This window comes from Novosphingobium aureum, assembly GCF_015865035.1.
Lineage (GTDB): Bacteria > Pseudomonadota > Alphaproteobacteria > Sphingomonadales > Sphingomonadaceae > Novosphingobium > Novosphingobium aureum.
Map to the genome: position 1 here is coordinate 98,961 of NZ_JADZGI010000003.1, position 20,565 is coordinate 119,525.

A 20,565-nucleotide genomic window follows, 5' to 3' on the forward strand; every position below is an offset into this window, starting at 1 on the left:
GATGCGCATATTCGCGATGCCCCTGCTGCTGGCCTGCCTGCTCCTTGCGGGGTGCACCGGTTCGCGCGGCGCTGAGGACAAGAGTGAGGACACGGCTGGAAGCAGGGCCGAGGCGCAGACCCTGCGCATCGGCGTCAACGGGCTGCCGAGCAGTCTGGCCAATCCGTTTCGCGGCAATGGCCGTCCGGGCATCTTCGTGTGGTCGCAACTCTTCGATGCGCTGACCCGCCTCGACGAGGAGGGCGCGCTGGTGCCTGCGCTCGCGCTCTCGTGGGAGGCCGAGGACGCGACACACTGGCGCCTGCGGCTGCGACCGGGGGTGCGCTTCTCGAACGGACAGCGTTTCGACGCGCCCGGTGCGGCCAAGGTGCTCAACTGGCTGGCATCGCCGGAAGGGCGGCGCACCGTCGTCGGGGCGGAGCTCAAGGCGATCGAGCGGGCATGGGCCGCCGGGCCACTCGATCTGCGCATCGCGACGTCCGAGCCCGACCCGATCCTGCCCAAGCGCCTCGTCTCGGCGTGGATGGTCGAGCCCGATCTGTGGCGCGAACTTGGTGCGGAGGGCTTCGCACAGGCGCCGGTCGGAACCGGGCCGTTCCGCCTGCTGCGCTGGGATCACCGCCAGCGCCGTGTCGAGCTGGTGGCGAGCCGCCAGAGCTGGCGTTCGACCGGCTGGAAGCGGCTGAGCTTCATCGAGCTGCCCGATGCGGCGGTGCGCACGCAGGCGCTGCTTTCGCGCGACGTCGACATTGCGCCGGTCGAGATCGAGGAGATCGACCGGCTCGAGGAGCGGGGCTATCCGGTCAGCGTCACCGGCTCGATGGCGGTCATGTCGATCGCCTTTCGCACCGAGGGCGATGCGGCCAGCCCCTTGCGCGACGTGCGCGTGCGCCGTGCGCTCAATCTCGCGGTCGACAAGGAGGCGCTCGCCCGCCTCCTGCTGCGCGGCATGGGCCGTCTCGCAGGCCAGCCCGCCGCGCGCGGGGTGAGCGGCCAGGACCCGGCCATCGCGCCTTACCCTTACGACCCGCGGCGCGCGCGCGAATTGCTGGCGCAGGCAGGCCATGCACAAGGCTTCGATCTCGACATCGATATCCTGACCAACTCGCTGCCTGCCGACAGCCTGATCTACCAGGCGGTGGCCTGGCAACTGGGCGAAGTGGGCGTGCGCGCGCACCTGCGCGTGACCAGCCTGCCCGAATACCTGCGCAAGCTCGCGACCAACGGGTGGAGCGCCGGGGCCTTCGGTGCCTCGTGGAATGCCGCGCCCTACAACGATGCGATCCGCTCGATGGAAAGCTTCTCGTGCCTGCGTGCGAACCCTTTCTTCTGTGATCGCGCACTTGCCGACCGGCTCGTCACGGCGCAGCGGATCGGTGACGACGCCCGCCGCGAGCAGGCGCTGCGCGCGGTCGGGCGCGGGTTTCACGAGGCCGCGCCGGCGCTGTTCCTGGTCGAACAGATCGACTTGTTCTCCTATCAGAAGGACCTGCACAACGTGACCATCGCCAACCGTATTCCTGCCTTCGAGACCATCACGCGGGCCGCGGAGGCGCGCCGGTGACTTCTTCCAGCGATGCCATTGTCGAGATGATCCGCCTCGCTCGGGGCGAGAGGCCGTTCAGTTTCAGCTGCCAGGAGGCAGAGACGGTGCTCAACATGACCTTGAGCCTCGCGGTCGAACTGAGCGTTGCCAACGACAAGATCGCCCGGCTGGAAAGCAGCGTCGCGGCACTGAGCGGCAAGTCCGTCGCGGACTGGCAGGCACAGGCGCTCGCCGGCGAGGACGCGGCCGAGCGCGCGCAGGCAAGCGAAGCGATGCTGCTGCGGGTCCTGCGCATCGTGCTCGATCCGCGCAGGCCGGTCGACGGGCGCAACGGCGCGTGAGCGATGCTTCGCGAAATACGACCGAGATAAAGGATGCCGGGTCCTTCGATGCGCTGATCGTGGGTGGCGGCGGAGCGGGCATCATGGCCGCGCTCTTCGCCGCACGCGGCGGTGCACGGGTGGCGCTCGTCGAGCGGGCGGAGCGGCTGGGCGGTTGCCTGCTCGTCGCCAATGGGCAGATGAGCGCGGCGGGAACCCGGCTCCAGCGCGAGCAGGGCATCGCCGACAGCGCCGACCTGCATTTCGAGGACGTCATGCGCATCAGCCGGGGCACCGCCGATCCGGCGCTGGTGCGCCTTGCGGTCGAGAATGCCGCGACGACCTTCGACTGGCTGTGCGATCAGGGTTTCACCGTCGAGCCCGGGCATCCGGTGCTGGGCAATAGCCACGAGCCTTATAGCCGCCCGCGTTACTACTGGTCGCGCGAGCGCGGGCACGCGGTGCTGGCCTGTCTCGAACCGCTGCTTGCGCAGCAGGTGGGGCGCGGGGCAATCTCGCTGTGGTGCGAAACTGGCATCGACGCGCTGCGCTTCGACGCGGCGGGGCGGGTGAGCGGCGCGCTGGGGCGCGATGCGCAAGGCGTGCGGCTTGGCTGGTCGGCGCCGCGCGTGGTGCTGGCGACGGGCGGATATTCGGCCAATGCCGCGCTTTACGAGAAGATCAGCGGCGTGCCCCAGCACTGCGCCATGGCCTATCCCCACGCGCAGGGCATCGGCCACGAGATTGCCGTTCAGGCGGGCGGCCACCTGCGCGGGATCGAGAACCTGTTCACCAATTTCGGCTTCCCGCTCGAGCGCCTCGACGTGCCCTCGCGCCCGGTGGCGCGGGTGGTGACCGACCCCGCGCTGCGCGCGCCTTGCGAGATCTACGTCAATGCGGCGGGTGCACGCTTCGTGCGCGAGGACGATGCCTCGGTGGATTCGCGCGAGCAGGCATTGCTGCGCCAGCCCGGACACCGCTACTGGATCGTGTTCGATCAGGCGATGCTCGAGCAGGCGGAGCCGATCCTTTCGGGCTGGAGCCGCGAGGCCATCGCCGCGCAGTTCGCCAAGGGGCATCCCTCGTTCCACAAGGCCGCGAGCCTCGCCGATCTGGCGCGGGTGGCGGGGATCGACGCGCAGGGTCTGCGCGCGAGTATCGCAGCCTACAACGCCGGGGTCGAGAGCGGCGAGGATGCTCTGGGCCGCCGGCATCTGCCCGCGCCCATCGCACAAGCTCCTTTCTATGCCATCCGCCAGCAGGGCTGCACCATCAGCAGCGCCGCCGGGCTCGCCGTCGACATCGACCTGCAGGTCCTGCGCGAAGACGGCAGCGCGATCGAGGGCCTCCACGCCATCGGCGAGATCCTCGGCGCGGGCCAGACCATGGGCAAGGCGGCCTGCGGCGGCATGATGATTACGCCGGCGCTGACCTTCGGACGCCTGCTGGGCGAGCGGATCGCGCGCGAGCGCCGGGCATGAGCGCGCCCGCGCTCGTGCGTGGCTATTGCACGGGATCGTGGGGGCAGGTGCACCGGCGCGAATGCGGCGGGGGTGGCACCGCGCTGGTCCTGCTCCACCAGACGCCCTGGTCTTCGCTCCAGTTCGAGTTCGTGCTTGGCGAGCTTGGCGCCAGGCGGCGCGCGATCGCGCTGGACACGCCCGGCTACGGCCAGTCCGATGCCCCGCCCGCAGCGCCCGAAATCGCCGATTATGCGCAGAACCTGCGCGTCGTCCTCGACGAGTTGGGGATCGCGCGCGCGGTGGTTGGCGGACACCATACCGGTGCGCTCGTCGCAGCGGCCTTCGCGGCGCGCCACCCGCACCGCTGCGCCGGTGTGCTGCTCGACAACGCCCCTTTCTACACCGCGTCCGAGCGCCGCGAGCGTCAGGCGCGGGTTCATCGCAGCTTCGCGCCTTGTGCCGAGGGCACCCATTTCGCCGAGCGCTGGCGCTACCTGCGCCGGGTGATGGACCCGGCGGCGAGCGATCGCACGGTCCACGAGGCGGTGCTGCGCTACTACGAGGCGAGCGGTGAGCCCGAGTGGGGCCATGCCGCGGCCTATCGCCACGACCTCGCGCACGACCTCGAACGGATCGCCTGCCCGACGCTGGTGCTGGCCAGCCGCGCCGATGCGATCTTCGCCAGTGCCGCAAGGATCATGCTGGCGCGCGAGGACTTTTCGTACGTCGCGCTCGATGGCGGCTCCGCGGTCGTTCGCGAGCGCCCTGCCGAGTGGCTTGGCGCGGTCGGCGACTTCCTCGCTCGACTCTAGTCCGGAGGCCCCAATCGAGGGCCTGTCAGTTGTACGCAAATTCCATTGATTCACGTCAATTTGATGACGGGAATTTTCAACTCGTTCCCGCATTTTCCATAACCATTTGAAAAACAGCGATAAAAAATGCTGCGCGGATTCTGATTGTCCCTTGCAGTTGTATCTAAATGAGTACAAACTTCTTTCACAGAGAGAGCGAGGCGGGCGCCATCGAGAACAGGCCCGACCAGCTTTGCAGGGTTCAAGGGCTAGACAAATCGGGGGGTAAGCATGGCTTATAACGGTACATTCGCGCGCGCTGCATTCATGGCTTCGGCGTCGCTTCTTGGAACGATCGCGGCAATGCCCGCGCTGGCACAGACAACCGCTCCGGCGGCCGATGCCGAGGCGCGCGGCGCAGCTGGCAGCGGGACCGAAATTCTCGTCACCGCGCGCAAGCGCGAGGAACGTCTGGTCGACGTTCCGATCTCGATCACGGCATTCGGCGCGGACGATATCGAGAACAAGCAGATCACCGATCTGGGCGATGTCGCCTCGCTTTCGCCGAACGTGACCTTCCAGGCGGTCGGCGGGCGCAATACGCCTTCGCTGTTCATCCGCGGCGTCTATTCCACCGCAACCGTGGGTCGTCTTGCGACCACCGCGGTGTTCCAGGACGGCATCTACGTCCTTGGCGGGATCGGCTCGGTCAACACGGCCGACGTTTCCAGCATCGAGGTGCTGAAAGGTCCGCAGAACGCCTACTTCGGCCGTAACACCTTCGCCGGCGCGATCAACCTAGTGACCGCCGATCCGGCAGACTACCTCACCGGCAAGTTCGAGGCCGAGGCCACCCATCGCGGTTCGTTCAACCTCACCGGCGTGATCGAGGGTCCGCTTGCGGGCGACATCATCCGCGGCCGCCTCGTCGCCAGCGCCAACCAGAAGGCGGCGATGTACACTGCCAACGATGGTGGCGCGCTCGGCGAGGAGACCACCAAGCAGATCTCGGGAACGCTCGTGATCGAGCCATCGAGTTCGCTCAAGGTGCGCCTGCGCGCGGCCTACCAGTACGACAAGGACGGCCCGGCGCAGACCGGCTACCTGCGCGGCTCGCAGTATGGCAACGACTGCTCGAACCGGGTCATCACCGGCGGCGATGCTGCCGGAAACCAGACCGAATTCGCGGTTACCATGCCCTATTTCTGCGGGTCGATCCCCGGCCTCGACGAACTGGGCGAAGGGGTTATCACCTCGAACACCTCGTTCGCGAACGCCTTCTGGGATGATCTGGGCGGGCCGGGCAACCTGTACAACGGACTGGTGGGCAACAGCCTTGGCCTCGACTCGCTCGACCGCGCGCCCAAGCTCGATCGCTTCGGCATGGCGCGCAAGATGCTGCGCCTCTCGGCCTCGGTCGACTACGAAATCTCCGATTATCTCTCGACCGTGCTCAACGTCGGGTACAACAAAAACGACACGATCGTCATTCAGGACACCGACCGCACCGACGAACCCAACGTCTTCGCGGCGGTCCCGGCCTTCTACGAGGATTTCTCGGCCGAGCTGCGCCTGCAGTCGGCGGCAGACCGTCCGCTGCGCTGGATGCTTGGCGGGAACTACTACAATTCCGATACTTACGCGAACTTCTCGGGTGACGTGACCTATCAGGTTCGACTCCGCGACTACTTCCCGCAGTCGACCGGGCCGGTGGCCTTCAGCCCGCAGGGCGCGAACAGCGAGACCGCCGATGTCTGGGCCGTGTTCGGTTCGGTCGAGTACGATATCTTCGATAGCCTGACTGTCAGTGGCGAACTGCGCTACCAGTACGACAAGTCGCGCAGTCCTTCGGATCCCGAACCGGCGATCTTCAAGGACTGGCTGCCGCGCTTCATCGTCAAGTACCAGCCCACCCCGGACTGGTCGATGTACGCATCGTACTCGAAGGGCGTGCTGCCCGGCCAGTTCAACACCCAGTACATGAACGCGACCCCCGAGCAGCGTGCCGAGATCGAGACGATCCTGCCCGGCTCGACCGAGGTCCTGCCCTCGCAGCAGCTCAAGAACTACGAAGTGGGCATGAAGCAGTCGCTCTATGGCGGCAAGCTGCAGTGGTCGCTCGCGCTCTACCTGATGAAGTGGGCCAACCTGCCGTCCAGCTCGGCGGTTACCGGCGATACGCTGGGCAACAACTTCACCGCGCTGATCACCTCGGGCGATGCCACGTTCAAGGGTGTCGAGTTCGAGGGAACGATCCGCCCCGCCGACGGGCTGACGCTGGGCTGGGGCATTTCCTGGCAGCAGGGCAAGTACGACAGCTATACCCAGGGTCTGCTCGCCTCGGGGCTGGTGCTCGGCCTGCGCGACTTCGAGGGCAAGCACCTGCCGCGCATCCCTGACTGGACCGGTAACGTCACCGCGAACTACGAGGGCACGCTCTCGAGCGAGTGGGACTGGTACGCGGGCAGCGAGGTCAAGTACACCGGCTCGGCTTGGGACAGCGAGGCGAACATCGTCAAGACCGACTCGTTCTTCCGCGTCAATTCGCGCGTCGGCGTGCGCAAGGGCGACCTTTCCTTCGAGCTCTTCGCCAAGAACCTGTTCAACGACAACTCCTGGGACTTCGCCGTGCGCAACGTCGCCTTCGGCGAGCCGGGCGCGCTGCAGCACCCGTTCAACGGCGGCTACCAGTTCATGCAGGGTCTCTATGTCGGCGCTCCCGACAAGCGCGAGATCGGCGTGCGCGTGAAGCAGAAGTTCTGAGCAACCAATCGGCCCAGCAAGATCGGGAGCCTGTTATGGAAAGACGTCAATTCCTCGGAGCGGCGGGCCTGACCGCCGCCGCGGCGATCACCGGAACGGGGGCAGGGGCTTCGGCCCTTGCCGCCAGCGCCGCCACCGCTGGTGGAGGTGAAGGGGGCAAGGTCAAGACGATCACCCCGCCCGAGCGGCAGGTGCCGATGGACGTCGGGCCCAGGATTCCGATGAACAAGGACCGCGCCTCCGCGATCCTCAAGCGTTACGGGGTCGACGGGCTGATCTCGCTGCAGCCTTACAATACCTACTACATCACCAATACGGTGCCGGTGGTGGTGGCGTTCAACACCGACGTGCCCGCCTTCGGCGTGTTCGGCGGCGAGACGCAGCAGTCGTTCTATGTCGGCTCGAACGGCAGCCTGTGGGACCGGGTGCGCAACGACCGCGAGGTCCCCGATGCGCTGACCTTCACCGGTCCGGCCAATGCGCGCGACTACTTCAATGCAACGCCCGAGCAGATGAAGGTCGAGCCGAAGGCCTTCACCGGCGGCTACGGCATCAAGCCCGAAGGCCCCTACACGGCCTACGAGCAGATGTGGAAGGAGCAGCAGGAGACCTACAACCCCAATTCCGCGCCGAGCCGCGAATGGGCGCTGGTCAAGGCGATCCGCGAGGCCGGGCTGGAAGGCAAGACGATCGCGGTCGACGACATGCGCATCGCCTACATGCTCCAGACCATCGGCTACGACAAGGCGACCATCGTGCCACGCGGCGAGGACATCTTTCGCGCCATTCGCCTGATCAAGAGCCCCTACGAGATCGAGATGATGCGCATTGCGCAGACTTCGACCCAACAAGGCGTGATGGCGGCGGCGCGCCAGCTCGAGGCAGGCATGACCTACGACGATTTCCGTCGTGCCTTCAATGTCGAGTGCGCGCGCCAGGGCACCGATCCCAGCTTCCTGCTGTTCGGCGTGGCCCAGGGCATGTTGCCCGATCCCACGGTGCGCGAGGGCAAGGTCTACATGATCGACAGCTCGGCCAAGTTCCGCCAGTACATGGGCGACTTCGCGCGTACGCTCGCGGTCGGCGAGCCGCCCGCCGAGGCCATGGCCAAGCACAAGGCGCAGCAGGCCGCGCGCTCGGAGGCCTTCGACAAGATCAAGCCGGGCGTGCCTTTCGCCACGATCGAGAAGGTCGCGCGCGAGACCTGGGTCAAGTCGGGCATGCCCGAACATGCCATCGCCAGCTGCTACATCCACTCGGTCGGCCTGCAGCACGACGACCAGCCCAAGCGGCTCGACAGCCCCTATCCCATGCGCGAGGACTTCATCCTCGAGAAGGGCATGGTCCTCACGCTCGACCTGCCGTGGATGGAGGTCGGCGGCAGCGCCGGTCACAACGAGGACATGATCCTCGTCACCGAGACCGGGTACGAGCTGCTCAACGATCCTTCCGAACCGCTGATCGTGGTCTGACCTGCAAATCCCGAGTGGAGAGAGTTCCCATGCAACGTCGCGAAATCCTCACCGGGGCCGGTGCCGGCCTGATCGGCGCCGCCGCCCTTTCGGCAGGTGGCGCGCGCGCCGCCGAACCAGCCGCGAAGCCCGGCACCACGCCGGCGACCCGCGCCATGCCCGACCGCCTGCCGGGCGATGGCAAGCGCCCGCTGCCGGTCAACAAGCCGCGCGCCTACGAGATCCTCGACCGTCTCGGCATCGACGGGCTGATCGCGCTGCGCCCGCAGAACGTCTATTACCTGACCAACACCTGGCCGGTGACGACCCAGTTCGGGGGCGAGATCCCCGCACTGGCGACGTTCTCGCGCGATCCCAACCAGCCAGACTTCTTCATCGGCACGACGGGCAGCGGCTGGGAATTCTTCAACGGCGACCGCGAGGTCTGCGATTTCATGCCCTTCTCGGGGGTCGCCAACTGGCGCGATTACATGGCCGCCGACGCGCAGCAGCTCGCCATCGAGCCGCAGTCGGTCTCGGGGCTGATGAACAACGGCGGCTTCGCGGTGAAGCCCAAGGGTGAATTCGCCGACCGCGAGAAGGTCTGGCGCCACGTCCAGGAATCCTACAACCCTTCGGCGGCGCCCTCGATCGAGTGGGCGCTGGTCAAGGCGCTCAAGGAATCGGGGCTCCGGGGCAAGAAGGTCGCGGTTGACGACATGCGCATTGCCTTCATGCTGCAGACCATCGGCTTCGAGGACATCACGATCCTGCCTTACGGCGACAACGTGTTCCTCGAAATCCGCATGATCAAGCAGGCCCACGAGATCGAGCTGATGCGCAAGGCGCAGCTCGCCAGCCAGTGGGCGGCACGCGCGGCGGCGCATTCGCTCGAGCCGGGCATGACCTACGAGGACGCGCGGGTCCGCTTTGCTGCCGAGGCCGCGCGCCATGGCGCGGAAGTGGCGTTCCTGCTGCTTGGCGTGACGCAGGGGCTGCTGCCCGACGGCGTCGTGCGCGAGGGGCGCAGCTACATGATCGACTGCGGGGCCTATTACCGTCACTACATGGGCGACTTTGCGCGCACGGTTTCGATCGGCGAGCCCAGCGCGGCGCTCAAGACGCGCTTCAAGGCGCAGCAGATCGGGCGCGCGGCGGCCTACGAGAAGATCAAGCCGGGGGTGAAGTTCTCCGAGATCCAGACCACCGCGCGCGAAGCCATGGTCAAGGCGGGCATGCCCTCCGACGTCGTGGCGGCGTGTCTGCTGCACTCGGTCGGCCTGCAGCACGGCGACCAGCCCTATCGTTCGGACACGATGCCTTACCACATCGGCGGCGACTGGGTGCTCGAGAAGGGCATGGCGGTCACGCTCGACCTGCCGTTCCTCGAGATCGGCTGGGGCGCAGGGCATAACGAGGACCTTCTGCTGATCACCGACAACGGCTATGAGCTGATGAATTCTGCGGATGAGCCTCTGATCGTTGTCTGACCTGCCTCAACAGTCCACACTTCTCCCTGCCCCCGGCAGCCATCTTGTCGTGCTCGGCGGATGCGGGGGGATCGGGCGCGTGCTCGTCGATCGCGCGCTGGCCTGCGGGCTGGAGGTCACCGTCCTCGACATCGCCGCCAGCGTCGCCGCGCATCCGCGCGACGATGCGCGGCTGATCCCGGTGGATTTCGACGACGAGGCGGCGATGGGCGCCACCTTCGCCGAGATCGCCGGCGGGCAAGGCGGCAGGATCGACGCGCTCGTCAGCCTGATCGGCTTCACCAACGATCCCGCGCCGGTCGGCGAGGTTCCGCTCGGGCAGTGGGACGCGGTGCAGCAAGGCAATTTGCGCGCGGTTTTCGTGGCTTGCCGCGCCGCGCTGCCCTGGCTGGAGGCGAGCGGAGCGGGATCGATCGTGCTGGTCTCCTCGGGACAGGGCGTGCGCCCGGTCCCGGGCTTCGCGCCTTACGGTGTCGCCAAGGCCGGTCTGATCGCGCTTGGCCGGTCGCTTGCGCTCGAACACGCGCCCGTCGTGCGGACCAACATGGTCGCACCGGGTGCAGTCAGGACGGCATTTCTTGCGGGCGGAACAGGCCGCGAGGCGCGTGCGGGGGCCTCGATCGAGGACAAGGCGAGCCGCTATGGCGCCGCGATCCCGATGGGGCGGATCGCCGAGCCGCTCGACGTGGTCGACCCGGTGCTGTTCCTGCTCGGGCCCGGCGCGCGCTTCATCAATGGCGAGACCCTCCACGTCAACGGCGGTGGATTGATGACCTGAGAGCGCCTGCGGACAATGCCCGCGCCGGGCACTGTCCGCCGCCGGGGCGCGATCAGTCCGCCTCGCTGCCCTGCGAGAGCGTGCGGATGCCCTCGGTCACTTCGCTGAACAGGATCATGTTGACGCGCGGGTCGCGCTTGAGCGCCATGCCTGCCTCGTCGTCGATCATGACGTTGACGACCGCGGTGCCCGGACTTGCCATGGCCGCGCTGATTGCGCCCTCGAGGTCTTCGCGCCGTTCGACATGGTAGCCGTCCAGGTCGAAGGCCTGCGCCACGCGTTCGTAGCGCGCCGGGGTGAGGGCGGTGTTGTAGGCCGCTCCGGTGACAACTTTCTGCCCGTGCAGCTCGGTCCCCCAGGCCGCGTCGTTGGCGATGACCACGGTGAACTTGAGCCCGGCCTGCGCCGCGCTCTGCAGTTCGGCGGGGTAGAAGCCGAAGGAACCGTCGCCGGTGAGCATGACCACCGGACGGGCAGGGCCCTCGCCTGCCATCTCGCGCGCGGCGGCGGCGGCACCCAGCGCCATCGGCAGGCCGATGCCCATCGAGCCGAGCGGGTAGTGCTCGATGAAGCCCGGCGCGGTGTGGATGGTCTGAAGGCCATAGGCCCAGTTCTGGATGTCGGCGCCGTCGCCGATGACGATGGCATCCTCGGGCGTGTGGCGCACCAGCGCCGCGACCGTTTCGAGCGGATGGATCGGCCCGGCATCGCGTGCGGCAAGGGCGCCGAGCGCGGTGCGCCGCTCCTCCAGCGCTTCGTTCAGCCACTGCCCCGACCACTGCCGGTTGCCTTGCGCGCAAAGTGCCTCGATCTGGCTCGCGGCCTGCGCGATGTCGGCCTGTGCGGCCAGGTCGGCGATGCGGTTGCGGTGCAGGAATTCGGCGCTCGAGTCGATCTGCACGACGCGCGCATCGGGTGCGAGGCGGGGCGGCAGGCCAAATCCGACGCGGCGCGTGGTGCGCGCGCCGAGGAACAGCACGAGGTCGGCCTTGCACGCGGCGATCTGCGCATAGGGCCAGGAGAAGCCGCGAATGCGGTCCTCGGGCACGAGCCCGCGGCCAAGCCCGTTGCCCAGCACCGGGATGCCGCGCTCGGCCAGCGCGCGCAGCGCGGGACCTGCCCCGTCGCGCGTCGCCTCGCTGCCCGCGACGATCAGCGGACGCTGCGCGCCGGCGAGAAGGGCGTCGAGCGCGGCGCATGTGCTTGTCGCCAGCGCCGGCTTGCACTCGGCCGGGAGGGGCTGTGCCGCGGGGCCATCCCCGGCTAGTTCATCGGCCAGGATGTCCTGCTCGAACGAGAGCACCACCGGACCCGGACGCCCGTAGAGCGCGCGCTTGGCGGCGGCCTGGCAATATTCGAGCAGGCGGCTGGCATCGGGCACGTTGCGCGCCCACTTGGTGACGGGCCGGACCAGCTGGTTGGCATCGTGGTCGACTTCGCCCTCGGCCTCTTCCCAGGCGAGCGGCAGGCGCGCGGCGAGGACCATAACCGGCGAGGAGGCATAGAAGGCGCTGGTCAACCCGCCGATGGCATTGGGCACGCCCTGGTCGGCGATGATGAGTGCCACGCCCAGCTTGCCGGTGACGCGGGCATAGCCGTCTGCCGCCGCGACCGTCGCGCTCTCGTGCCTTGTCGGGATCACCGCGATCCCGCGCTGCTCCAGCGCGCGCAGCAGGTAGGTGAAGGAAGCTCCGGCCAGCGAGAAGACGGTACGAATGTCTTGCGCCAGCAGGAACTCGGCCAGAGCATCCGCCCCGATCGTTCGAGCTGCGGCCTTGCGTCCGTGTGCCATGCGCCTTGCTTCTCCTGCCGTGATAAAGTTGTATCGGTATGTAGACAACTAGCATGGAGGCGTATAGCCTGATGTTCAAGGACATTTCGTAGCGGGCGCCAATCGGGGGAAGCAGATTGCGGATGATACGGCAGGACGGGATCGGGCAGGGCGGCGCATCGTGGACGATGGCCTTCGTGCTCTCTGCGGGCTACGTGGTCTCGTTCGTCGACCGGCAGGTGCTCAACCTGTTGCTCGAACAGGTGCGCATCGACCTCGCCATTTCGGACGTTCAGGCGAGCCTTCTCGTCGGCGCCGCCTTCGCGCTGTTCTACGTGGGCGCCGGGCTGCCGCTGGGTGTCCTCGCTGACCGTGTCAACCGCACCCGGCTGATCACTGCCTGCCTCGTGGTCTGGTCGTTCATGACCGCGGCCTGCGGGATGGCGGGCAGTTTCGCGCAGCTCTTCCTCGCGCGCATGGGCGTGGGCATCGGCGAGGCGGGCTATTCGCCCGCAGCGGTCTCGATGATCGGCGACCAGTACACGCGCGAGCGACGCAGCCGCGCCATGGGCATCTACACTGCGGCGATCCCGCTTGGCATGGGTCTGGCGCTGATCGGCGGCGGCGCACTCATGCAGGTCGCGCCGACGATCGCCGAGGCGTTCGCGCCCGTGCTCGGACCGATCCGCCCATGGCAGGTGGTCTTCGTGCTCGTCGCGCTTCCCGGACTCTTGCTCGCCCCGCTGATCTTCATGCTGCGCGAGCCGCCCCGGCAGGGTTCCGGCGAGCGCTCGGACGGCGCCTTGCCGCGCGGCGGCGTGGCCGGGTACATCTGGGCGCGGCGCGGGACATATGCGCCGCTCATGTGCGGACTTTCCGCGCTGACCGTGCTGGGCATCGGCTACGGAGCCTGGATCCCGACGCTGCTCATCCGCACCCATGGCTGGAGCGTGACCACCATCGGGCTGTGCTATGGTCTGGTCGCGCTCATCTGCGGGCCGCTCGGCGCCTACCTTGGTGGACTGGCCTGCGACCGGCTGCTCGCCGCCGGACACCGCGATGCGCACTGGCGCGTGCTGATGGTGTGCATCCCGATGCTCGCGCTGTGCTACGCGATCGCACCGCTGATGCCGAGCGGATGGCTGACGCTGGCCGTGCTGGTGCCCGGCACGATGGCCGGCGCCGCACCCGCCGCGGCCGCCCATGCCGCCTTCGTCTACCTGACCGCCCCGCATTTCCGTGCGCGGGTCTTTGCGACCTACAACTTCGTCCAGAACGCACTCGGCCTGACACTCGGGCCGACGCTGGTCGCGATCCTGACCGACTACGTGTTCCTCGATCCTGCGCACCTGCGCTATTCGATGACCACGGTCGCCATCCTCGCGGGCGTGGCGGGCACCGTGCTCATCGCGCTCTCGGGCGGGGGCTTTCGTGCCGATCATCCCGATATCGACGCCGAGCCCGCGCCGCTTCCCGCCTGATGCACCGGGGGCCGGTGCGCCTCCTCGCCAACGCGAAACGACAATGAAAAGGGACACTTGTGGCAAGACTTTACGAGCCCGACAGCATCGCGGTGAGCGCCGCGCACTGGATCGACGGTGAAATCGTCGAAGCAGGGGGGGCAAGCGCCACGAGGCTCGAGGTCGTGCGGCCCTCGGACGGCAAGGTCCATGCGCAGCTCCCGCTCGCCGATGCCGACACGGTCGATCGCGCCGTGCTTGCGGCACGCCGCGCCGCACCTGCATGGGCTGCGCTCAAGCCGCGCGAGCGCGGGCGCCTCTTGATCCGCTTCGGCGAACTGGTCTCGGCCCATGCCGAGGAGATCGGTCGTCTGGAATCGGTCGTATCCTCGCGCGTGCAGGCCGAAGCAGGCCCGATCGACGTCGGCACTGCAGCGGAATACCTGCGCTTCTACGGCGAGTACTGCGACAAGCTCGAAGGCACGATCACCGCATCGGGACGCGAGGCCTTTTCGCTGGTGGCGCGCGAGCCGCACGGCGTGGTCGCGATCATCACGCCCTGGAATTTCCCGGTGATCCTCTCGACCTGGAAGGTCGCTCCCGCGCTTGCGGCAGGCAATACGGTGGTGCTCAAGCCCTCCGAGATGACGCCCTTCTCGATGGTGCGCATCGCCCAGCTCGCCATCGAGGCGGGCATTCCGGCGGGCGTGTTCAACGTCGTCCAGGGCGATGGACCGGTTACCGGCAAGGCCCTGACCACGCACCCCGACGTCGACTACGTGACCTTTACCGGGTCGAGCCAGGTCGGCGGGCGGATCATGGCCGACATCGGCGCGAGCGGGATCAAGCCGGTCGCGCTCGAACTGGGCGGCAAGGGCGCGCAGCTGGTCTTCGCCGACTGCGGTCCGCTCGACACGGTCGCCGATCACGTGACCTGGGGCGTGACCCGCAACGCTGGCCAGCTGTGCTACGCAGGATCGCGGCTCGTGGTCCACGAGGCAATCGCGGACGAACTCGTCGAGCGCGTGCGCACGCGCATGCTCGCGCTCAGGCCCGGGGCGACATGGGACGATGCGACCACGCTCGCGCCGATCATCTCGCGCAAGCAGGTCGAGCGCATGACCGGCATCGTCGAGCGCGCGCTCGCTGCAGGGGCCGAATGTCTCACCGGCGGCGAGGCCTTCGAGCAGGAGGGCGGCCAGTTCTTCGCCCCGACCATGCTCGCCGGGGTGCGCCCCGGCATGGAGGCCTGCGACGAGGAGATCTTCGGTCCGGTGCTGACCGTCGAGACCTTCGCTGACGAGGAAGAGGGCATCGCGCTTGCCCGTGCCGGGCGCTACGGGTTGAGCGCCTCTGTCTTCTCGCGCGATATCGAGCGCGCGCTCGCCGCATCGCGCCGGCTCGACGCAGGCACGGTCTGGGTCAACCGCTGGGGGCGCACTGCCGAGATGATGACCGCGCCTTTCGGCGGGTTCGGACGTTCGGGCTTCGGCAAGGAGGCCGGGCGGCAGGGGATCGAGGGCTTCAGCCGCCAGAAGGCGATCTGGATCGACTTCGCCAAGACCCCCGACCTCGCGCACAGCAACGATCCGCGCGCATGAGGGGGACGGGCGGGATGCTGGCGCTCGGCGGGCTGCTGCTCGCGGGGGCTGCCCATGCCGGTGAGCCGCTCCCCGAGATGGTGCAGGTGCCCGCAGGCCGCTTCGTCATGGGCGAGGATCGCGCCGAAACCATGCGCGACGGGGAGGTCCGCAGTTCGGGGCCGCCACACGAGGTGGTCTTCGCACGCCGCTTCGCGCTCTCGCGCACCGAGGTGACCCATCGCCAGTTCGCCGCCTTCGTGGCCGAGAGCGGCTACGAGCCCGCGGCCGATTGCGCGGGTTCAGGAAATGCAGAGGATGGCGCGCAGCCGGTCAGCTGGCGCGACCCGGGCCTCGGCAGGCCGCCGCGCGACGACGAGCCGGTGGTCTGCGTCTCCTGGCACGATGCGCGCGCCTATGCCGCCTGGCTCGCGACACGTACCGGCAAGCCCTATCGCCTGCCCAGCGAGGCCGAGTGGGAATATGCGGCGCGCAGCGGCAAGGCTGCATCCTGGCCCTGGGGCGAGGACGTCTCGGACATCTGCAGTCAGGCCAATGTGCCCGACAGGACACGCGCGGCGCTGACCGGCAAGAACGGCTTCGCGTGCAGCGACGGTTTTGCTGGGATCGCCCCGGTCGGCGCGCTGCGGGCCAATGCCTGGGGGCTGCACGACATGATCGGCAACGTGTGGGAATGGGTGCAGGACTGTTCGGTCCTGCCCTATCCGGCGGATGCCCCGAGCGACGGCAGCGCGGTCGAGCGCCCCTCGTGCGAGAAGCGGGCGGTGCGCGGCGGTAGCTGGCGCTCGCGCCTCTCGCGCCAGCGGCCCACGTTTCGTGGCCGCGACCCGGCACAGGAACAGTCGCAGATCTTCGGCTTTCGTGTCGCCATGACCTTGCCCCAGGCCTCGGACTGAGGGGCCGAGCGAGAAGCGCGCGGTCAGGCGGTCAGGATTTCCAGCGCGACGCGTTCGGCCGATTCCATTGCGCCTTCCATGCCCCTGTCGGCGAGCGCGGTGTGTTCGCCGCAGAAGTGTACCCGGCCATGGGCAAGGCCGCTCGCGCGCGGCAGGCGGTGGGCCTGACCGGGTGCCCAGACGGTCCAGTCGCCGGCGGCGAAGGGATCGGCCTGCCAGGACTTGAACCCGGCGACGCGCAATTTGCCGCGCGCTGCGGGACGCAGCCGCTCGAACTCGGCCAGCAGCTGTGCCTGCGCCTGTGCGGGCGCAAGCCGGTCGAGCGCGAGCGCGGTGTTGCCGCGTCCCCAGGCGGTGAGGCTGGTGATCGCACAGGGGTCCTCGCCGCCGCGGTTGACCTGCACGTTGCCGAGCAGCCCGTCAGTCCACATGTCGGGCGGCAGGCCGTCTTCTTCCCAAAACGGGCTTTCGGCCTCGAAATGAGTCTGGGTGATCTTCATGTTCGGCGCCTGCGCGACCGCCTCGGCGTGCGCTGCGGGCAGGGGCGGGTCGAAGGCGACGCGGCGCAGCGGGGCGAGCGGGAGCGTGCAGACCACGTGTCCGGCGAGGACGCGCTCGCCGCTGGCGAGCCGAACCTCGCTGTCGCGCCCGCGCTGGCTGATCGCGCTTACCGTGCGGCCAAGGTGGATCCTGTCCGCAATGGTGCGCGCCATCGCCTCGGGCAAGCGGCTGTTGCCGCCCTTCACGGCCCATTCGTCGGGCCCCGAGGCGCGTTGCGCGGCGAAGAAGCTGCGCACGAAGACCCAGTTGGCAAGGCTCACGTTGGCGGCGTTGCTGCCTTGCGAGGGGTTGGTGTCATGGCACAGCGCGATCTCTGCTTCGGAAAAGCCGCGCTCGGCGAGAAAGTCGCGCATGGCGACGTCGAGGGCCGCATGTTCGGGGGCGCACCAGCCGTCGGGAGCTTCGGGCAGCGGAACTTTGGCCAGCTCGGCGCGCAGGGCCGGACCGGGCAGAAGCGCGCGTCGCTGCGCGGCGAGCGGGTTGCGCGGGCTCGTTGCCCATGCCTGCGCGGTCATCGCCTCGCCGCCGATGGCGATGAGCGGGTCGCCCTTGCTGCGCCGCCGGGAGCACTCGACGAGGTCGAGCCCGAGGCTGCGCGCGGCATCGAGCGTGCGCCCGTATCCCGCGAGCATGGTGTTGGCCCCTGCTTCGGGATTGCCCGTGACCTGATCGAGGGTCAGCACGCGCCCGCCCACCCGCTCGCGCCCTTCGAGCACGAGCACGTCGAGCCCGTTGTCGGCGAGCAGCATGGCGCAGCGAAGGCCGCTCAGCCCGGCGCCGATCACCACCACCTCGGCTCTTTCGGGAAGGCGCGCGCGGCCCAGCAGCGCAGGGGCGGCGCGCAAGGCGCCCGCGCCCGCGAGCAATGCCCCCGCCGTCGCGCGCAACACGCCGCGGCGCGCCAGCGCGCGACCCTGAAACGGGCGGATCGGTGCGCGGCTCAAGAGGCTTCTCTCCGCCCGGTGGCGCGGCGGATCGCGCGGCGAATGCGCGGATAGGTCCCGCAGCGGCAGACATTGGTTATCTGCTCGTCGATGGTCCTGTCGTCAGGGTCGGGATCGCGCGAGAGCAGGGCACTGGCCGCCATGATCATGCCGGGCTGGCAGAAGCCGCACTGGGGCACCCGTTCCGCCAGCCAGGCCTCCTGCACCGGGTGCATGCTCTCCGGCCCCGGTCTCGTGCCCGCCAGCCCCTCGATCGTGGTCACGCTCTCGCTGGTGAGCGCGCCGAGCGGCATGACGCAGGCGCGTACCGCCTCGCCGTCGATGTGTACGGTGCACGCGCCGCACACGCCGATGCCGCAGCCGAACTTGGTGCCCTTGAGGCCGAGCGCATCGCGCAGCACCCACAGCAGCGGTGTTTCCGGCGCGGCTTCGACTTCGTGCAGACGGTCGTTCACCTTGATGACGCGTTTGCTCATGCGCGCAGCTCCATGGCGAGATTGACGAGAGGCAGGCGGCGGAGGCGGCGTCCGCTCGCCTGCGCGATGGCACTGGCGAGCGCCGGGGCGACGCCGGGGACCCCGGCTTCGCCGACACCTGCCATCGCAGCCCCGCTGTCGAGCAGGTGGACTGCGATCGGCGGGCAATGTTCCATCAGGACCACAGGGTAGTCGGCATAGCTGGCCTGCTCGATCTGCCCGCCGCTCAGCGTGATCTCGCCGAACAGCGCTGCCGAAAGACCATAGACGATGCCGCCCTCGATCTGCGCCTTGACCGTGTCGGGCTCGATTGCGGTGCCGCAGTCGAATACGCAGGTGATCGCATCGAGTTGCAGGCGCGGGGCTGGGCCGTCCTCGTTGCCAACCTGCTGGGCGATGCTGGCCTCGATTACCCACGCAGCCCTTGCGCCCCAGCCGCAACCCAGCGCCACGCCGCGGCCACGGCCCGGACCGGGCGGCGTGTCCCAGTCCGATTTCGCGCGCACTGCCTCGAGCACGGCGACGGCACGCGGATCGTGCGCTGCGAGTTGCAGGCGATAGTCGAGCGGATCGCGGCCCAGCTTCGCGGCGATTTCGTCGATCGCGCTTTCGGTGAAGAACAGGTTGTGCGAGGCGCTGACCGAGCGCCAGTAGCCGGTGGTCAGCGGGGTCGTGATCTCGTGGTGCTCGATGCGCCGCTCGTCGATGGCATAGCACGAGGGCACGAGATCGCTCGCAACCGAGGCATCGGCGCGCCCGGCAACGCGGTAGTCCTTCATGGTGGTGAGCGACTGGCCCGAGATGCGCGCGCGCATGGCGCGGATGCGGCCGTCGGCATCGATCCCGGCGCGCGTCCGGGCCATGAAGGCGGGACGATAGCAGTCGTGTCGGGTGTCCTCCTCGCGCGGCCAGACCAGCATGACAGGCCGCCCGCGCATGGTCATCGCCAGCTGCACCGACTGGATCACGAAGTCGGGCTCGAACTTGCGCCCGAAGCCACCGCCCAGGAACGTGCGGTGGACGGTGATCCGTTCGGGCGCGATCCCGGTCGCCTCGGCCACCTTGGGCGCGACGGTGTTGCCCGCCTGCGTCGGGGCCCAGATCTCGCAGCGCCCATCGGCCCACAGCGCGGTCGAGCACAATGTCTCCATCGTCGCGTGAGCGAGGTAGGGCACTTCGTAGTCCGCCTCGAAGGTCACGGCTGCGCCAGCGACGATCTCGTCGATCCGGGCGCGTTCGGCGCCGGGAGTACGCGTCCCCGCGGTGTCGGTGACGGGGAAGGGCAGGAACCCGGCCTCGTCCTCCAGACCTTCGCGCAGCATCGTGCGCACCTGTGCGGTGTCGAGCCTGCCGCCCTGCGCGCTGGTGAGTTCGAGCAGGTTGGCGGCCTGCTCGGCCTGCCAGTAGCTCTCGGCGATCACCGCGACCGCGTTATCGAGCGCGACCACGCGGTGCACACCTGGCGCGCCGAGTGCTGCCTCGTCCGCGTAGCCCTCGAGCGCGAGGCCGGTGCACGGCGAATGGCGGATCGAGGCATAGAGCATTCCGGGCAGCGAGACGTCCATGCCGAAAACCGCGCTGCCGTCGACCTTGGCAGGCAGGTCCTTGCGCGGGAAATCGCGTCCGAGCAGTTCGTGCTCGGCGCTGGACTTGAGCGGCGGGTCCTGCGGTACGGGCAACTGCGCGGCGGCGGCGGCCATGGCGCCAAAGGGCAGGCTTTCGCCGCTTGCGCGATGGAGCCTGCCGTTTTTCGCCGTGACGCTGGCAGGCTCGACGTTCCAGTGCCGGGCGGCGGCTTCGACGAGCACGGCCCGCGTTGCGGCGCCGATCCTGCGCAACATCGCGTAGTAGCTGACGACCGCGTCGCTGTTGGCGCTGCGCTGCTTGTTGGCGGGGTTGTTGAAGCGCGCATCCGCGCCCGACAGGCGGACCTCGACCCGGTCCCAGTCGGCGCAAAGCTCCTCGGCGATGATCTTGGGCAGCGAATTGACCACGCCCTGTCCCATCTCGGCGCCGGGCGAGGTGATGATCACCCGGTCGTCGGCGGTGATCGTGACGAAGGCGTTGAAGGCTTCGGTATGTGCTGCATCGCTGGTCGCACCAAGCGCGCGCGCACCGATCAGGCCCGACGCGCCGGCTCCGATGACGAGGCCTGCCGCGCCTTTCAGGAGGGTACGGCGGGTGAGCGCATCGAGTGAGATCGTGGAAGGCATGAGCGGTCGCGGTGTCCCTGCAGCGAATCTGGCCAGGGGCC

15 protein-coding genes are annotated in these 20,565 nt (G+C 68.6%); 11 read left to right on the top strand and 4 right to left on the bottom strand.

The genetic code is table 11. The features are described 5' to 3' along the window. The first annotated feature begins 1 nt into the window (after position 1). The 8 genes from I5E68_RS16035 to I5E68_RS16070 all read left to right on the top strand — a co-directional run bounded on the left by I5E68_RS16035 (position 2) and on the right by I5E68_RS16070 (position 10,602). Positions 2 to 1,564, top strand: a complete 1,563-nt coding sequence (locus tag I5E68_RS16035; RefSeq protein ID WP_197165872.1) for an ABC transporter substrate-binding protein — start codon at positions 2 to 4, stop codon at positions 1,562 to 1,564. Further along, on the top strand, positions 1,561 to 1,887 hold the full coding sequence (locus I5E68_RS16040; protein WP_197165874.1) for a hypothetical protein: 327 nt from the start codon (positions 1,561 to 1,563) through the stop codon (positions 1,885 to 1,887). Before I5E68_RS16035 ends, I5E68_RS16040 begins: the two co-directional genes overlap by 4 nt. Continuing rightward, positions 1,884 to 3,347 carry an FAD-dependent oxidoreductase gene (locus tag I5E68_RS16045; protein ID WP_197165876.1) on the top strand — a complete coding sequence of 488 codons (1,464 nt, stop codon included), beginning with the start codon at positions 1,884 to 1,886 and terminating at the stop codon, positions 3,345 to 3,347. The genes I5E68_RS16040 and I5E68_RS16045 overlap by 4 nt, the downstream gene beginning before the upstream one ends. Continuing rightward, a complete protein-coding gene (locus I5E68_RS16050; protein WP_197165878.1) occupies positions 3,344 to 4,141 on the top strand; it encodes an alpha/beta fold hydrolase in 798 nt (265 codons plus the stop codon). Before I5E68_RS16045 ends, I5E68_RS16050 begins: the two co-directional genes overlap by 4 nt. Positions 4,142 to 4,411: 270 nt before the next feature. After that, positions 4,412 to 6,883, top strand: a complete 2,472-nt coding sequence (locus tag I5E68_RS16055) for a TonB-dependent receptor (protein WP_197165881.1) — start codon at positions 4,412 to 4,414, stop codon at positions 6,881 to 6,883. 35 nt (positions 6,884 to 6,918) lie between these two features. Beyond that, entirely contained in the window at positions 6,919 to 8,355 is a 1,437-nt protein-coding gene (locus I5E68_RS16060; protein WP_197165883.1) for a M24 family metallopeptidase, read from the top strand. A 29-nt stretch (positions 8,356 to 8,384) separates the two neighbouring features. After that, positions 8,385 to 9,824 carry a M24 family metallopeptidase gene (locus I5E68_RS16065; protein ID WP_197165884.1) on the top strand — a complete coding sequence of 480 codons (1,440 nt, stop codon included), beginning with the start codon at positions 8,385 to 8,387 and terminating at the stop codon, positions 9,822 to 9,824. 49 nt (positions 9,825 to 9,873) lie between these two features. Further along, on the top strand, positions 9,874 to 10,602 hold the full coding sequence (locus I5E68_RS16070; protein ID WP_323982194.1) for an SDR family NAD(P)-dependent oxidoreductase: 729 nt from the start codon (positions 9,874 to 9,876) through the stop codon (positions 10,600 to 10,602). Between the two features lie 52 nt (positions 10,603 to 10,654). Here I5E68_RS16070 and I5E68_RS16075 read toward each other — a convergent pair whose 3' ends face one another. Then, positions 10,655 to 12,394 carry a thiamine pyrophosphate-binding protein gene (locus I5E68_RS16075; protein WP_197165887.1) on the bottom strand — a complete coding sequence of 580 codons (1,740 nt, stop codon included), beginning with the start codon at positions 12,392 to 12,394 and terminating at the stop codon, positions 10,655 to 10,657. A 122-nt stretch (positions 12,395 to 12,516) separates the two neighbouring features. On the opposite strand from I5E68_RS16075, the gene I5E68_RS16080 reads away from it, so the two are divergent. From I5E68_RS16080 to I5E68_RS16090, 3 genes are read left to right on the top strand one after another with little or no spacing between them, the layout of a single operon-like run. Then, the gene (locus I5E68_RS16080; RefSeq protein ID WP_197165889.1) at positions 12,517 to 13,854 is read left to right on the top strand and encodes an MFS transporter; all 1,338 of its coding nucleotides are present in this window, start codon (positions 12,517 to 12,519) and stop codon (positions 13,852 to 13,854) included. A 59-nt stretch (positions 13,855 to 13,913) separates the two neighbouring features. Next, on the top strand, positions 13,914 to 15,434 hold the full coding sequence (locus I5E68_RS16085) for an aldehyde dehydrogenase family protein (RefSeq protein ID WP_197165891.1): 1,521 nt from the start codon (positions 13,914 to 13,916) through the stop codon (positions 15,432 to 15,434). After that, positions 15,431 to 16,330 (top strand): formylglycine-generating enzyme family protein, encoded by a 900-nt coding sequence (locus I5E68_RS16090; RefSeq protein ID WP_197165893.1) that lies wholly within the window; start codon positions 15,431 to 15,433, stop codon positions 16,328 to 16,330. The genes I5E68_RS16085 and I5E68_RS16090 overlap by 4 nt, the downstream gene beginning before the upstream one ends. Positions 16,331 to 16,353: 23 nt before the next feature. Here I5E68_RS16090 and I5E68_RS16095 read toward each other — a convergent pair whose 3' ends face one another. Genes I5E68_RS16095 through I5E68_RS16105 form a run of 3 tightly spaced genes read right to left on the bottom strand, consistent with a single transcriptional unit; the run spans position 16,354 to position 20,524 of the window. Continuing rightward, positions 16,354 to 17,835: a flavin monoamine oxidase family protein gene (locus tag I5E68_RS16095; protein ID WP_323982195.1), complete on the bottom strand. Its 1,482-nt coding sequence runs from the start codon at positions 17,833 to 17,835 to the stop codon at positions 16,354 to 16,356. Next, on the bottom strand, positions 17,832 to 18,311 hold the full coding sequence (locus I5E68_RS16100) for a (2Fe-2S)-binding protein (RefSeq protein ID WP_197165896.1): 480 nt from the start codon (positions 18,309 to 18,311) through the stop codon (positions 17,832 to 17,834). Before I5E68_RS16100 ends, I5E68_RS16095 begins: the two co-directional genes overlap by 4 nt. Further along, entirely contained in the window at positions 18,308 to 20,524 is a 2,217-nt protein-coding gene (locus tag I5E68_RS16105; protein WP_197165898.1) for a xanthine dehydrogenase family protein molybdopterin-binding subunit, read from the bottom strand. Before I5E68_RS16105 ends, I5E68_RS16100 begins: the two co-directional genes overlap by 4 nt. Positions 20,525 to 20,565 lie beyond the last annotated feature (41 nt).